Genomic DNA, 13,310 nt, shown 5'->3' on the forward strand with positions numbered 1-13,310 from the left:
GCAATTCGACGGCCCCGGGCAGGCGTTGCGCCACCGGGCGCCACCTGCCGTTGGCCCGGAGCTCACCTCCCGTCGGCCCCGCGGTCACCTTCGGATCCGGTCTGTGCACCGGGCTGCCCCTGCCCGGGGGCCCGGCCCGCCCTCACGCCACGGTGAGACCGCCGGTCTGCGCGGCGCCCTTGTCCCCGGTCCGTGCGGTGTCGAGGGCCTGCCGTATCCCGGTGGCGACGGCCGGGTGGACCGGCAGGGCGAGATGTCCGATGCCGCTCACCTGCACGTTCTGCACCATCAGGTCGGGGTGGTCGATGCAGGCCGACTCCAGCGGGTCCATCAGGTGGTCGAGGTCGCTCCAGAAGCTGACGAAGTGCGTACGGCAGCCGGGTGCGGGGCGGGCCAGCTCCTCGATCACCTCCGAACCGGGACGCATCTGGCGCACGATCGGGTGCGCGTTCGCCAGCGGCGCGACCCGGGTGCCGGAGTGGGGGGTGCCGAGGGTGACGAGAGTGCGGACCCGGAGGTCGCCGCCGAGCCGCTGCACGTAGTAGCGCGCGATCAGTCCGCCCAGGCTGTGTCCGACCACGTCGACCTGGCTGCTGCCGGTGCGCTCACAGATCTCCTCTATGTGCCGGCCGAGCAGTTCTGCCGCGGTTCGGATGTCGCAGGTGAGCGGCGAGTAGTTGAGGGACTCCACCCGCTGCCGGCCGTGCTGGGCGAGGTTGCGGCGCAGCAGTACGAACACCGACCGGTTGTCGATGAACCCGTGCAGCAGCACGACCGGGGGCTTGGCCCCGGTGGGCAGCTGTGCCGCGCCGTCCGGCGCGGGCAGCGGGCAGGTACCGGCGCGGCGCTCCTGAACGATGCCGGAGGGATACAGCAGGAGGTGTCCCGCGAGGATCGCGAGCTCCAGGGCGGTCGCCTTCAGAAGGGCCAGCGAAAGACCTGCCAGCCTGACCGGGAGCAGACGCTGGCAGAGCGGAAGAATGGGTTCTGCGACGCTGGTGACCTTCATGGCCGACCTCCTGTCGGCACGCGGGAGGACAGCCCTGTCCCCCGTGTGCTCTCGTGGGCAGTCGCGACGAAGGCGGCCGACGGGGCATGAGCGGGGCCCCCGGGGCGGGTGCGGAGCGCGGCGTGACCGACGCCGATGGCCTGACGGGGTTCCCTGCCGGTGTGGCTACGAGGCTCCCCGTTGTCGTGCCGTACCTGCCCTGTGTGCCCTTCGTGCCCTCGCCGATGCGTCGCACCACCGCGGCGCGCGGCCTGCGGCGCGGTGGTGCGACGACCTCGTTGCGGCTCCCGTGGCGCTTGTTTCCGCTGCGGTTCCCGTGCCGCGGCCGTGTGCGGCGCGGGGACTGCGAAGACCCGGAACGGTGCGCGGTGAACGTGTCCCACCGTGTGATTTCCCCCTCGGTCCGCACCGCGAAACTGCCGGTTGCGGGATGCTGGCGATAACGTTCGTTCACTTCCCCGGACACTCTGGTGCGGGGTATCCGTGCCGTAGGGGAGTACCCGGCGCGGTGAGCGACGGAATGCCGGGCATGTGAGGTGTGCTCGGCATGTTGGATGCGCTCGACATGTGCGGTACTTGTCGGTACGGATGGATGTAGTCGCTTCATGGAGGCAGTGATGGGTGTGGCAGCCGGTCCGATCCGCGTGGTGGTGGCCAAGCCGGGGCTCGACGGCCACGATCGCGGTGCCAAGGTGATCGCGCGGGCCCTGCGCGACGCCGGTATGGAGGTCATCTACACCGGGCTCCACCAGACCCCGGAGCAGATCGTCGACACGGCGATCCAGGAGGACGCCGACGCGATCGGCCTGTCCATCCTCTCCGGCGCGCACAACACGCTGTTCGCCGCCGTGATCGACCTGCTCAAGCAGCGTGACGCCGAGGACATCGTGGTCTTCGGAGGCGGGATCATCCCCGAGGCGGACATCCCCCCGCTGAAGGGGAAGGGCGTCGCGGAGATCTTCACCCCCGGCGCCACCACCCAGTCGATCGTGGACTGGGTCCGGGCGAACGTCCGCCAGCCGGCGCAGGCGTAGGGCTCCCTGCAGGTGCGCGAAGGCGCGCACCTGCCGGCGCGGGCCGGGTACTTCCGGCCCGTCCGGCGTTCCGGGGGGAGGCTGCTCCAACCGCGGGGGGAGCCGGGCGCACCGCCCCCGGGGGCGGCCGCCTCGACCCGGGACGAGGCTCAGCCGGCCTGTGCCGCACCCAGCTCCTCGGCCATCGCGGAGCGCAACCGCAACGTGGTCACCAGCCGCTGGAACGCCTCCGCCCAGTACCCTCCGGCACCCGGCGAGGCGTCCTCCGCCTCGTCCGGCACCGCCAGCAGCCCGTCCAGCCGGCCCGCCTCCGCGGGATCCAGGCACCGTTCGGCCAGTCCCATCACTCCGCTGAAACTCCATGGGTAACTCCCCGCGTCCCGTGCGATGTTGAGCGCGTCGACCACCGCCCGCCCGAGCGGCGCGGCCCAGGGCACCGCGCAGACCCCGAGCAGCTGAAACGCCTCGGACAGCCCGTGCGCCGCGATGAACCCGGCCACCCAGTCGGCCCGTTCGGCGGCGCCCAGCGTGCCGAGCAACTTGGCGCGCTCGGCCAGGGACACCGCCCCCGGCCCGCCGGCCCCGGGTGCCGAGGGCGCCCCCAGGAGCGCCCGCGCCCACTGCGCGTCCCGCTGCCGCACCGCCGCCCGGCACCACGCGGCGTGCAACTCGTCCTGCCAGTCGTCAGCCACGGGCAGCGCCACGATCTCCTGCGGCGTCCGCCCGCCCAGGCGCGCCGGCCACGTGCCGAGCGGCGCCGCCTCCACCAGTTGGCCCAGCCACCACGACCGCTCGCCCCGTCCCGTCGGCGCCTTGGGGACGACACCGTCGCGTTCCATCCTCGCGTCGCACTCGTGTGGGGCCTCGACGGTGATCGTCGGCGTCCCGCTCGTGCGGTCGACGGCCACACAGGCGCCGGCCCGGGCCGCCATCCGTGCGGCGAGGGCCGAGCCGGGCAGTGCCGACAGCAGCTCCGCCGCGGTGGCCCGTACGTTGCGGCTGCGGTCGGCCAGTGCCTGTTCCAGGAACGGCTCGTCCTCCGGCCCCAGTCCCGTGCGCAGTGAGTCGAGGAACATCAGCCGGTCCTCGGCCCGCTCCGTCACCCAGGTGGTGGCGAGCAGCTCGCGGGCGGCCGCGGGCCGGCTCGCGCGTATCGCCGCGAGGAGCGCCACCCGCTCCGCGAACAGCCCTTCCTCCCACTGACGGCGGATCCGGTCCGCGTCCTCGGGGCCGGGCAGTGCCGCCGCGCCACCCGGGGTGGCGCGCAGGGCGAACCGCCAGTCCGGGTTCAGCCGCGCCAGCCACAGCGCGCGCGGACCCGCGAAGGCCAGCACCGCGGGCCGCAGGTCGGTACGTCCCCGGGCAGCGTCGAGCAGTGCGGGCAGCGCCTGCGGCGGCGCGGCGAACCCGTGCGCGTTCGCCGCCTGGAGCCACTGGGGCAGCAGCTCCATCAGGTCGGGGGCGGTGCCCCTGCGGCCACCACCGGCCGTTCCGGGGCGGTCGGCCAGCAGCATCGCCAGCCTGCGGGCGGCCGCGGCGGGCAACGGTGGCCGCAGGTCCGCGGGCGCCGGCTCCGGGCGCTCGGCCGCCGGGGACGGACGCAGACCCGCCCTTCGCCGCACGGTCTGCACGGCCGCCGTGTCCAGCAACGTCACGGTGGCTTCCTGGCCCGCGACGTGACCCGGGGGCGTACGGCGGTCCGTGCCGAGCAGTGCCGTGGTGACCAACTCCTCCCAGGCGCCCGAGGTGGGCGCGTCCGCGCGGGCGGAGGTCCTGATCATGAGCTTCCCTTCCGTTGCCGGTGCCTGGGAGTGGTTGAAGGGTCACTCGGATCGAGTTTCCCATGGGACAGAACAAATGCGCAGATCGGACAAGAAAGGACGGATGGGTAACCCGGGTGGGTGTACGCGGGCGCGTTCGGACCGGTGCGCGCACGCCTTCTGCGCCGGTCGGCGGTGCGGGACCCGCTCCGGACCGCCCCGTGGTGGGGGTGGTCCGGCGTGCGCCGTTCAGGTGAGATCCCGACCGGCGGGAGGCACCGGTGGTACCCGTCGCTCAGCACAGCGTCACCGCCTCGCCGTCGCCCTCCGGCCAGGCGGTCAGCGGAGTGAAGCCCCGGTGGCCGCACTCGCCGAAAACCGTGACGGGCGCACCGCCCGACAGCGCGACCAGCCGCCACAGGCCCGGACGGGCGCGGGCCGCGGGAGCCAGCGGCAGCGCCGAGTCGGCGTCGGCGTCCGCGAGCTGCCAGGAGTCGCCGTCCGGCACCGGCACGACCTGGTCCAGCGTCACCGGCACCGACTCCAGCCACGGGTCGTCCCGCAGCGCCTCGCCGTACCGGGCGGCCGCCTGCGCCGTCGTCACCCCCCGTGGGCGTATCCGCGTGGGCGCCGCGGGCGCGAACCGCTCGCCCAGGGTCCCGCGCAGTTGCCCGCCGCCCGAATGGGCCGACACCTCGGCCTCCACGGCCAGACCCACCGGAAGCGACAACTCCGGGGCGCGCCCGGCGGCGCCGTAGGAGAGCAGCAGAGCCGTACGGGTGGAGTCGGCGCCGTACAGCCAGATCCTGCGGGTGGTCAGTTTCGCGTCCGCGGTGTCGTACTGCGCGAGGACGAGCCAGCGGTCCCGCACCGGTGGGCCGTCCGCGGCCGAGGGCAGGCCGACCCGGGAGCGGACCGTCCCCGCCAGCCCGTCCGGCAGTCGTTCACGCCGCAACCAACCCTGGTCGAGGAGGTGCAGCAGCGCGCACTCCTCCAGCAGGCGCACCGGCCAGCCCGGTCCGGACGACGGGATCGCCCCCAGTTCCCGTACGCGCGCGGCCAGCCCCGGTGCCTGCGCGTCGACCATGCGGGCCGCCGTCTCCTCCCACAGCCCGTACCCGGCCTGTTCGGCCGTGGCCAGACCGCCGCGCAGCAGGTCGGCCAGGCGCTGCTCCAGCTCCGTCGCCCCCGCGGTGATCCGCTCGGCCCGGCGCTCCGCCCGGCGCCGCGCCGCCTCCGGATCAGCGGCACCGGACGCGGAACCCGCCGCCCCCGCCGTCCGCTTCTCCTCCGTCCGCCTGCGTCTGCCCGCTATCCACTGCTCGGCCCAGTCCGGAGCCCGCCCCGGCGGCACCGCACCGTGCCCGCCCGTCCACAGCAGCAGCAGTCCGAGCGCGTGCTTGCACGGGAACTTGCGGCTCGGACAACTGCACTTGTACGCGGGACCGGTCGCGTCCGCGATGTCGACGACCGTCTGATACGGCCTGCTGCCACTGCCCTTGCACAGCCCCCACACCGTCCCCTCGTCACAACTGCCCGCCTCGGACCACGGACCGGCCGCGCCGAGTTTGCTTCCCGCTTTGCGTGACGCGTCGTCAGGCGCCAGTGCCAGCACCTGGTCCGCCGTCCAGCGCACCCCCTGCTGTGTCATGCCATCGAAGGTAGATCCCGCCACTGACAATCGGCCCGGCGAGCGCGTTTGTGCAGGTCAGAACGCATTGTCAGTGCCGTGGTGCACGGTGGATGCCAGATCCGAACCGGCCGAGCTGGAGGGGGCCTCAGCCATGTCTGTGTCCGTCGACCCGACGTCCGTCGAACCGAGCCAGAACCACTCCGCGCCCGCGAACCCGGGCACTCCCGCACCCGCGGGCGCACAGCCGCCGGCGGGCGCGGACGCACCCACGCCCACGGGCGCGAGCACAAACGGAGCCGACGCGCTGCGGCCGCACGCCGAGGACGCGTTCGCCGCCGAACTGGCCGCGCTGGCCGCGCACGACGACCGGCCGCGCCCGGCCCGCTGGAAGCTGTCCCCGTGGGCCGTGGCGACCTACCTCCTCGGCGGCACGCTGCCGGACGGCACAGTGATCACACCGAAGTACGTGGGCCCGCGCCGCATCGTCGAGGTCGCCGTCACCACCCTCGCCACCGACCGCGCCCTGCTCCTGCTCGGCGTACCCGGCACCGCCAAGACGTGGGTGTCCGAGCATCTGGCGGCGGCCGTCAGCGGTGACTCGACGCTGCTCGTGCAGGGCACCGCGGGCACCCCGGAGGAGGCGATCCGCTACGGGTGGAACTACGCGCAGCTGCTCGCGCACGGCCCCAGCCGCGACGCCCTGGTGCCCAGCCCGGTCATGCGGGCCATGGCGGAGGGGATGACCGCCCGCGTCGAGGAGCTGACCCGCATCCCGGCCGACGTGCAGGACACACTCATCACGATCCTGTCGGAGAAGACCCTGCCGATACCGGAACTGGGCGCGGAGGTTCAGGCGGTCCGCGGCTTCAACCTCATCGCCACGGCCAACGACCGCGACCGTGGGGTCAACGACCTGTCCAGCGCCCTGCGCCGCCGTTTCAACACGGTGGTGCTGCCGCTGCCGGAGACCCCCGAGGCCGAGGTCGACATCGTCTCCCGCCGCGTCGAGCAGATCGGTCGCTCCCTCGACCTGCCGTCCGTGCCCGACGGCCTGGACGAGATCCGCCGCGTCGTGACCGTCTTCCGCGAGCTCCGCGACGGCGTCACGACCGACGGGCGGACGAAGCTGAAGTCGCCGAGCGGCACGCTCTCGACGGCCGAGGCGATCTCCGTCGTCACCAACGGGCTCGCATTGGCAGCCCACTTCGGGGACGGCCTCCTGCGGCCCGGTGACGTCGCGGCGGGCATCCTCGGTGCCGTCGTGCGCGACCCGGCGGCCGACCGTGTCATCTGGCAGGAGTACCTGGAGACGGTGGTCCGTGAGCGCGACGGCTGGAAGGACTTCTACCGAGCCTGCCGCGAGCTCGGCGCATGAGTGGCCGCGGGCGGCCGCTCGGGCAGGCCGAGCCGACCGCGGGCAGGCCTCCGGCCGCGAGGCCGGTGACGCGGGCGCACGGCGACGTCGCGCCCGGTCGTACGGGGGCACGGCACGGGGAACCGTGCGGGGAGCGAGGAGGACGGTGTGACAGGCGCTGACGGGACCGGGAACCGATGGCCCGGCACAGGCCCGCTGCTGCTCGGGGTGCGGCACCACGGGCCGGGGTCCGCGCGGGCGGTCCGGGCCGCACTGGAGGCGGCGCGGCCGCGGATTGTGCTGATCGAGGGGCCGCCGGAGGCGGACGCGCTGATCCCGCTCGCCGCGGACGAGGGTCTGCGGCCACCGGTCGCCCTCCTCGCGCACGCCGTGGACGAGCCGGGCCGCTCGGCGTTCTGGCCGCTGGCCGGTTTCTCCCCGGAGTGGGTCGCCATCCGCTGGGCCCTGGAGCACGACGTCCCGGCCCGCTTCATGGACCTGCCCGCCACGCACACGCTGGCGTGGGAGATGAAGGACGCCGATCCGTCCGCGGAGACGGAGAACCCGGCGGACGGCCGGGCTGCCGGGGCGGAGGGCCGGGCTGCCGGGACGGAGGGCCGGGCTGCCGGGACGGAGGGCCAGGGCGCCGGGGCGGAGGGCCGGGATGCCGAGAACGGGGAAAGGCCCGCCGGGGAGGGGGAAGGCCCTGCCGGGGAGGGGACCGCGGAGCGCCCGCCCGGGGTCGACGTCCGTATCGACCCGCTCGCCCTCCTCGCCGAGGCCGCCGGGTACGACGACCCCGAACGCTGGTGGGAGGACGTCGTCGAGCACCGGGGTGTGCAGGAGAGCGACGCCTTCGCTCCGTTCGCCGCGCTCGAGGAGGCCATGGGGGCGCTGCGGGAGGCGTACGGAAGTGGTGGACACGACCGGGACCTGGTCCGGGAGGCGCACATGCGGCTCCAGGTGCGGGCGGCCCAGCGGGAGTTCGGGAACGCCGTCGCCGTGGTGTGCGGGGCCTGGCACGTGCCGGCACTGCGGCAGAAGAGCGCCGTCACCGCGGACCGGGCCGCGCTGAAGGGGCTGCCCAAGGTCAAGGTGGACATGACGTGGGTGCCGTGGACGCACCGCCGGCTGTCCCGGGTCAGCGGCTACGGCGCGGGCATCGACTCGCCCGGGTGGTACGAGCACCTGTTCGGCGCGCCCGACCGGCCGGTCGAGCGGTGGCTGACCAAGGTGGCGGGGCTGCTGCGTGAGGAGGACCGCATCGTGTCCTCGGCTCACGTCATCGAGGCGGTGCGGCTGGCCGAGACGCTCGCCGCGATGCGCGGCCGCCCGCTGCCGGGGCTGAGCGAGACCACGGACGCCGTGCGGGCGGTGATGTGCGACGGTTCCGATGTGCCACTGGCGCTGGTGCGGGACCGGCTGGTGGTCGGTGACGTGCTGGGGGAGGTGCCGGAGTCGGCGCCCGCGGTGCCCCTGCAGCGGGACCTGACCCGCCACCAGCGGCGGCTACGGCTCAAGCCGGAGGCGCTGGAGCGGGAGCTGGAGCTCGACCTGCGCAAGGAGACCGACGCCGGGCGCAGCAGGCTGCTGCACCGGCTGCGGCTGCTGGGCGTCGGCTGGGGCGAGCCCGCTGTGTCGCGGGGCAGCACGGGCACCTTCCGGGAGACATGGCGGCTGCGGTGGGAGCCGGAGCTGTCCGTGCGGGTGGCCGAGGCCGGGGTGTGGGGTACGACGGTGCTCGCCGCCGCCACCGCCAAGGCCGAGGCCGACGCCGTCGCGGCCCAGGCGCTCGCCGAGGTCACCGCGCTCGCCGAGCGCTGCCTGCTCGCCGAACTCCCGGACGCGCTGCCCGTGGTGATGCGCGTGCTCGCCGACCGGGCCGCACTGGACGCGGACGTCGGACACCTCGCGCAGGCGCTGCCGGCCCTGGTCCGTTCACTGCGCTACGGCGACGTGCGCGGCACGGACACGCAGGCCCTGGCCGAGGTCGCCGCGGGTCTGGCCGAGCGGATCTTCGTCGGTCTGCCCCCCGCCTGCGCCGCGCTGGACCCGGACGCGGCCGAGGAGATGCGGCGCCATGTCGATGCGGTGCACGGAGCGGTGGGCCTGCTCGGCGACACTCCGGCCGCCGGGCACGGCGACCTGCGTGCACGCTGGCGCTCCGTGCTCGGGGTCCTGTCGGGTCGGGAAACCGTGCCCGGCGTGATCCGGGGGCGTTGCGTGCGGCTTCTGCTGGACGACGGGGAGTTGGAGCAGGAGGAGGCGGCGCGGCTCATGGGGCTGGTGCTGTCGCCCGGCACGCCGCCGGCGGACGCGGCCGCATGGATCGAGGGCTTCGTCGGCGGCGGAGGCGGGATGCTCCTCGTGCACGACGAGCGGCTGCTGGGGCTGGTCGACACCTGGCTGACCGGCGTACCCGCGGAGGCGTTCACGGATGTGCTGCCACTGCTGCGACGCACCTTCTCGGCGTACGAGCCCGGTGTGCGCAGAACGCTCGGCGAACTCGTCCGGCGCGGTCCGGCGCCGGGCGGCGGAGCCGGGACCGGGACCGGGACGGCGGGCATACCCGGCTTCGCCCCGGAACTCGACGAGCAGCGGGCGGACGCCGTGCTGCCGGTGCTGCGGCTGCTGTTGGGGCTGGCGGGTCCCGAGGAACACGCCGACGACGAATGTGCGGGGGTGGCGGGATGACGGTGCAGGCAACCTACGACATGCGGGATCCGGCGCAGGAGCGCCTGCGCCGCTGGCGGCTCGTGCTCGGCGGTGACGCCGCGGACGGCACCGGATGCACCCTGTCCGGGCAGGACGCGGCGATGGACGCGACGCTCGCCGCACTGTACGGAAAAGGGGACAAGCCGCAGCAGCGGCGCGACCGTTCGGCGGGGCTCGGGGCCTCGGCGCCGTCCGTGGCGCGGTGGCTCGGGGACATACGGAAGTACTTCCCCTCATCCGTCGTTCAGGTCATGCAGCGGGACGCCATCGACCGGCTCGGGCTGGCCACGCTGCTGCTGGAGCCGGAGATGCTGGAGGCGGTGGAGGCGGACGTGCACCTCGTCGGCACTCTGCTCTCGCTCAACAAGGCCATGCCGGAAACGACGAAGGAGACGGCACGGGCCGTCGTGCGCAAGGTTGTCGAGGACCTGGAGAAGCGGCTCGCCACCCGCACCCGCGCCACCCTCACCGGCGCCCTCGACCGCAGCGCCCGCGTCAACCGTCCGCGCCACCACGACATCGACTGGAACCGCACGATCGCGGCCAACCTCAAGCACTATCTGCCGGAGTACCGGACGGTGGTGCCCGAGCGGCTCATCGGCTACGGGCGGGCCTCCCGGTCCGTGAAGAAAGAGGTCGTCCTCTGCATCGACCAGTCGGGTTCGATGGCGGCGTCCGTCGTGTACGCCTCCGTGTTCGGGGCCGTGCTGGCCTCCATGCGGTCGATCAGCACCCGGCTGGTCGTCTTCGACACGGCGGTCGTCGACCTCACCGACCAGCTCGAGGATCCGGTCGACGTCCTCTTCGGCACGCAGCTCGGTGGCGGCACGGACATCAACCGGGCACTGGCGTACTGCCAGTCGCAGATCACCCGGCCCGCGGAGACGGTCGTCGTGCTCATCAGCGACCTGTACGAGGGGGGCATACGGAACGAGATGCTGAAGCGGGTGGCGGCGATGAAGGCGTCGGGGGTGCAGTTCGTCGCGCTGCTCGCGCTGTCCGACGAGGGGGCGCCCGCGTACGACCGGGAGCACGCCGCGGCGCTCTCGGCGCTCGGAGCACCGGCGTTCGCATGCACGCCCGACCTGTTTCCGGAGGTGATGGCGGCGGCGATCGAGAAGCGTCCGCTGCCGATACCGGACACCGTGTGACGAACAAGGTCCCAGCGTCGGCAAGGTGCGGTGGTGCGGTGGTGCGGTGACGACTTGTCGACCGAATCCTGCCAGCAAAACGGACATGACTACCCATCGGTAACAGGGGGCTTGCGCAACCTCGGGAGTCGCGTGCGAGGATCGACGCCTTGTCGACGGTGCTGCGCGCGCGGCCCGTCCGCACCGCGTGGTACCGCGTCGTACCGACCCGTCACTCGTTCCGCCGTACGGGAGGACCCGCCCCCTCTTGATCTGGCCAGCAGCCCTGCCCGGTGCCGCTGCGCGCGTGATGCGCACGGCGGCCGGTCGGCGTGCGCTGCAACTGGGTCTGCTGGTGGGGGCGTTGTTCGCCCTGGGGTTCGTCTGCGGAGAGCAGGCGCACGCGGCGGAGGGAGTGCCGACGGTGACCTCGGCGGGGACCGGGGTGCCGTCGCGTTCCGTCGACGGGGTCCGGGGGTTGGCCGGCGACGCGGTCGCACACGCGCTGAACTCCCCGGAGAGGCCTGCCGCCCACGGCGTGCCGGCCCCGGAGGCCGAGGGGGACCACTCTCCCAAGGGCACCGAACCCAACCTCGACACGGCCAACCTCAACGCGGCCAAGATCGACACGGCCGACTTCACGACGGCCAAGCTCAACGCGGCCGGCTTCAAGGAGCCCAGCCTTCACGCGCCCAGCCTCCGCACGTCCAAGGGCAACGAAGGGCTCCCGCCTCAGGGCAGCGCCACAGGCATTCGCCTCACGGACCCGAACCCGCACACGGACACGGACACGGACACGGGCGCCCCGCGGACCGTGCTCTCTGTGGTCCGTCCTGTTGCCGGTTCCGGCGTTGCCTCAGTGACCGGCCTGGCCGTGCGGCCGGTCGGGGACCTCGTGCAGGTCGTGACGGACGGGTTGGCAGAGGCGCGGGCGAGTGTGCCGGCTCATGTGCCGGCGCTGCCCTCGCTCCCGGCGCTGCCTGCGTTGCCGTCGGGCCCCGGCTCGCCCGCGCTGCCGTTGCCGGGGCTTCCCGGCCGGTGCGAGCTGCCCGGACGACTGCTGCCCGCGCCCGTCACCTCGCTGCCGCAGCGGCCGGGCAGCGCGCACAGTCCGTCGTCCGGCCGGAAGGCCGCGAGCGGGCAGTCCGGTACGACGGCCCGTACGGCCGTAACCGCCACCGCAGGTCCGCGGCTCGCCGTCCCGGTCGGCGCAGTGGACGTGGACGCGTTCGCTCCCGCCCACCGTGCCCCCCGGGCCGAGCACACACCCGCGCACCGTTCGCCCGACGGTGATCCCAGCGGGGCCGTCGGCAACCTGTCGACGACCGACACCGGCACGTCGCGACACGGCGACGCGCATGCCGTCACCCTGAACGACCGGGCCCCGCTGCACCTGCTGCCCGGCGCCGCCGCGCGTGTCGACGCGGCCGGGATCCGGGACAGGCAGCGGGACATCCCCGTCTTCCCCGGCTAGGCAGACCCGCAGAACCGCCCCTCCCCGCCCAGACCTGTCGCGCGGGGGCGGAACAGGTTTGCCCGCCCGTCCGGACCCCCTCCGATCGCCGGACGGAAGCCGCCGGAGCCCCGCCGCGTCCACCGGTCCCCGTTTCCCGGACCGCGACCGTGACCGGCACGGCCACCGGCGCCGCACAGTCCCACCATCCCCGGAGCCCCGGAGCCCCCTTCCGGGCGTCTCGGAATCCCAAAGGATCTGACGCACGCATGAACAAGAACATCCGCCGCTCCATCGTCATAGCCGCCGGTGTCACCGGCGCGTGGACGCTGGGCTCGGCCGTCGCCAGTGCCGACGAACTGCCCGCGTCTTCCCTGTCCGCACCGGACGCGACCGCCGACGCCGCCACCACCGCCGGTTCGTCGACCGGCTCGGTGACCGGCGCCGTCACCCACACCGTGGACCACACCGCCGATGGCGTGGTCTCCGGTGTGCAGAACACCGTCTCCGGCGTCACCGACGGCGTGACCCACGGCGTTACGAACGGTGCGGCCGTGCAGGGCGCCGCCTCGGCCGTGTCGGACACTGCCGCACGCGCGCAGTCCACGGCCTCCGGCGTCACCGGCACCGCCGCGACGACCGCACACACCGGGAAGGCCGGCAGCGCCGCCGAGCAGGCCCGCCGGTACGTGGACGCCCACGTCACCGTCCCGCACGCCGACAGGATCAGGGGTGCGCAGGCCATCCGGGGCGCACAGGCCGCGCGCGCCGCGTCGGCCGGGGCGACCGCGGCCGCCGGCCAGGCGGCCCGCACGGTCGCCCACGACGCGACCGGTGTCACCTCCGGCGCCTCGTCCACCTCCCAGGACGGCATCGACTACCTCTTCGGCCCCCTCTCCGCCTTCGCACCGGAGCTGGAGCAGGCCCTCGCCGGCGCCCAGACGAAGCTCCAGGGCATCCAGGCGGCGGCCCACGCCCAGGCTCAGGGCGTCGATGGCGTCGTCCGCACGAAGGCGCAGCACGTCGCCGCGGGCGCCGGTCGTACGGCCGCGGGCGTCACCGCAGCCGGGCAGGCGGCGGCCGCCGGTGCCGCGGACCGGGCCTCGGGCGTGGCCGCCGCAACCCAAGGCACGGTCGCGGGTGCGGAAGGCGTCGCGGGAGCCGCCGTTTCCTCTGTGCCCGGTCACGTCACCGGTGCGGTGGGTGGGGTGCGGCAGCGGGT

General features: G+C 74.2%; 8 protein-coding genes and 1 pseudogene. 6 read left to right on the forward strand and 3 right to left on the reverse strand.

All coding sequences use genetic code 11. The features are described from left to right. Positions 1–142: 142 nt before the first annotated feature. Positions 143–1,009 (reverse strand): alpha/beta fold hydrolase, encoded by an 867-nt coding sequence (locus tag AB0A61_RS04320; protein WP_361285789.1) that lies wholly within the window; start codon positions 1,007–1,009, stop codon positions 143–145. Positions 1,010–1,626: 617 nt separating this feature from the next. On the opposite strand from AB0A61_RS04320, the gene AB0A61_RS04325 reads away from it, so the two are divergent. Continuing rightward, complete coding sequence (locus tag AB0A61_RS04325) at positions 1,627–2,043, forward strand: cobalamin B12-binding domain-containing protein (RefSeq protein ID WP_361285792.1); 417 nt, start codon at positions 1,627–1,629, stop codon at positions 2,041–2,043. A 149-nt stretch (positions 2,044–2,192) separates the two neighbouring features. On the opposite strand, the gene AB0A61_RS04330 is transcribed toward AB0A61_RS04325, so the two are convergent. After that, positions 2,193–3,824, reverse strand: coding sequence for a DUF5691 domain-containing protein (locus tag AB0A61_RS04330; protein ID WP_361285794.1), 1,632 nt, complete (start codon positions 3,822–3,824; stop codon positions 2,193–2,195). A gap of 274 nt (positions 3,825–4,098) precedes the next feature. After that, positions 4,099–5,454: an SWIM zinc finger family protein gene (locus AB0A61_RS04335; RefSeq protein ID WP_361285797.1), complete on the reverse strand. Its 1,356-nt coding sequence runs from the start codon at positions 5,452–5,454 to the stop codon at positions 4,099–4,101. Positions 5,455–5,587: 133 nt separating this feature from the next. Here AB0A61_RS04335 and AB0A61_RS04340 point away from each other — a divergent pair, with 133 nt between their 5' ends. The 5 genes and pseudogenes from AB0A61_RS04340 to AB0A61_RS04360 form a co-directional block, all read left to right on the forward strand. Next, positions 5,588–6,811 carry an AAA family ATPase gene (locus tag AB0A61_RS04340; RefSeq protein ID WP_361285800.1) on the forward strand — a complete coding sequence of 408 codons (1,224 nt, stop codon included), beginning with the start codon at positions 5,588–5,590 and terminating at the stop codon, positions 6,809–6,811. A 147-nt stretch (positions 6,812–6,958) separates the two neighbouring features. After that, positions 6,959–9,484 (forward strand): DUF5682 family protein, encoded by a 2,526-nt coding sequence (locus AB0A61_RS04345; protein WP_361285803.1) that lies wholly within the window; start codon positions 6,959–6,961, stop codon positions 9,482–9,484. After that, on the forward strand, positions 9,481–10,656 hold the full coding sequence (locus tag AB0A61_RS04350; RefSeq protein ID WP_361285806.1) for a VWA domain-containing protein: 1,176 nt from the start codon (positions 9,481–9,483) through the stop codon (positions 10,654–10,656). The genes AB0A61_RS04345 and AB0A61_RS04350 overlap by 4 nt, the downstream gene beginning before the upstream one ends. A 247-nt stretch (positions 10,657–10,903) precedes the next feature. Beyond that, on the forward strand, positions 10,904–12,109 hold the full coding sequence (locus AB0A61_RS04355; RefSeq protein WP_361285808.1) for a hypothetical protein: 1,206 nt from the start codon (positions 10,904–10,906) through the stop codon (positions 12,107–12,109). A 248-nt stretch (positions 12,110–12,357) separates the two neighbouring features. Further along, a pseudogene (locus AB0A61_RS04360) lies at positions 12,358–13,310 on the forward strand (hypothetical protein); the annotation flags it as partial.

Origin of the sequence: Streptomyces sp. NPDC046197, from assembly GCF_040646295.1 — a bacterium.
Classification (GTDB): Bacteria; Actinomycetota; Actinomycetes; order Streptomycetales; family Streptomycetaceae; genus Streptomyces.

Coding starts and splice junctions, on each gene's coding strand:
- AB0A61_RS04330 (WP_361285794.1), bottom strand. CDS start 3,824: ATGATCAGGACCTCCGCCCGCGCGGACGCGCCCACCTCGGGCGCCTGG.
- AB0A61_RS04335 (WP_361285797.1), bottom strand. CDS start 5,454: ATGACACAGCAGGGGGTGCGCTGGACGGCGGACCAGGTGCTGGCACTG.
- AB0A61_RS04350 (WP_361285806.1), top strand. CDS start 9,481: ATGACGGTGCAGGCAACCTACGACATGCGGGATCCGGCGCAGGAGCGC.
- AB0A61_RS04340 (WP_361285800.1), top strand. CDS start 5,588: ATGTCTGTGTCCGTCGACCCGACGTCCGTCGAACCGAGCCAGAACCAC.
- AB0A61_RS04325 (WP_361285792.1), top strand. CDS start 1,627: ATGGGTGTGGCAGCCGGTCCGATCCGCGTGGTGGTGGCCAAGCCGGGG.
- AB0A61_RS04320 (WP_361285789.1), bottom strand. CDS start 1,009: ATGAAGGTCACCAGCGTCGCAGAACCCATTCTTCCGCTCTGCCAGCGT.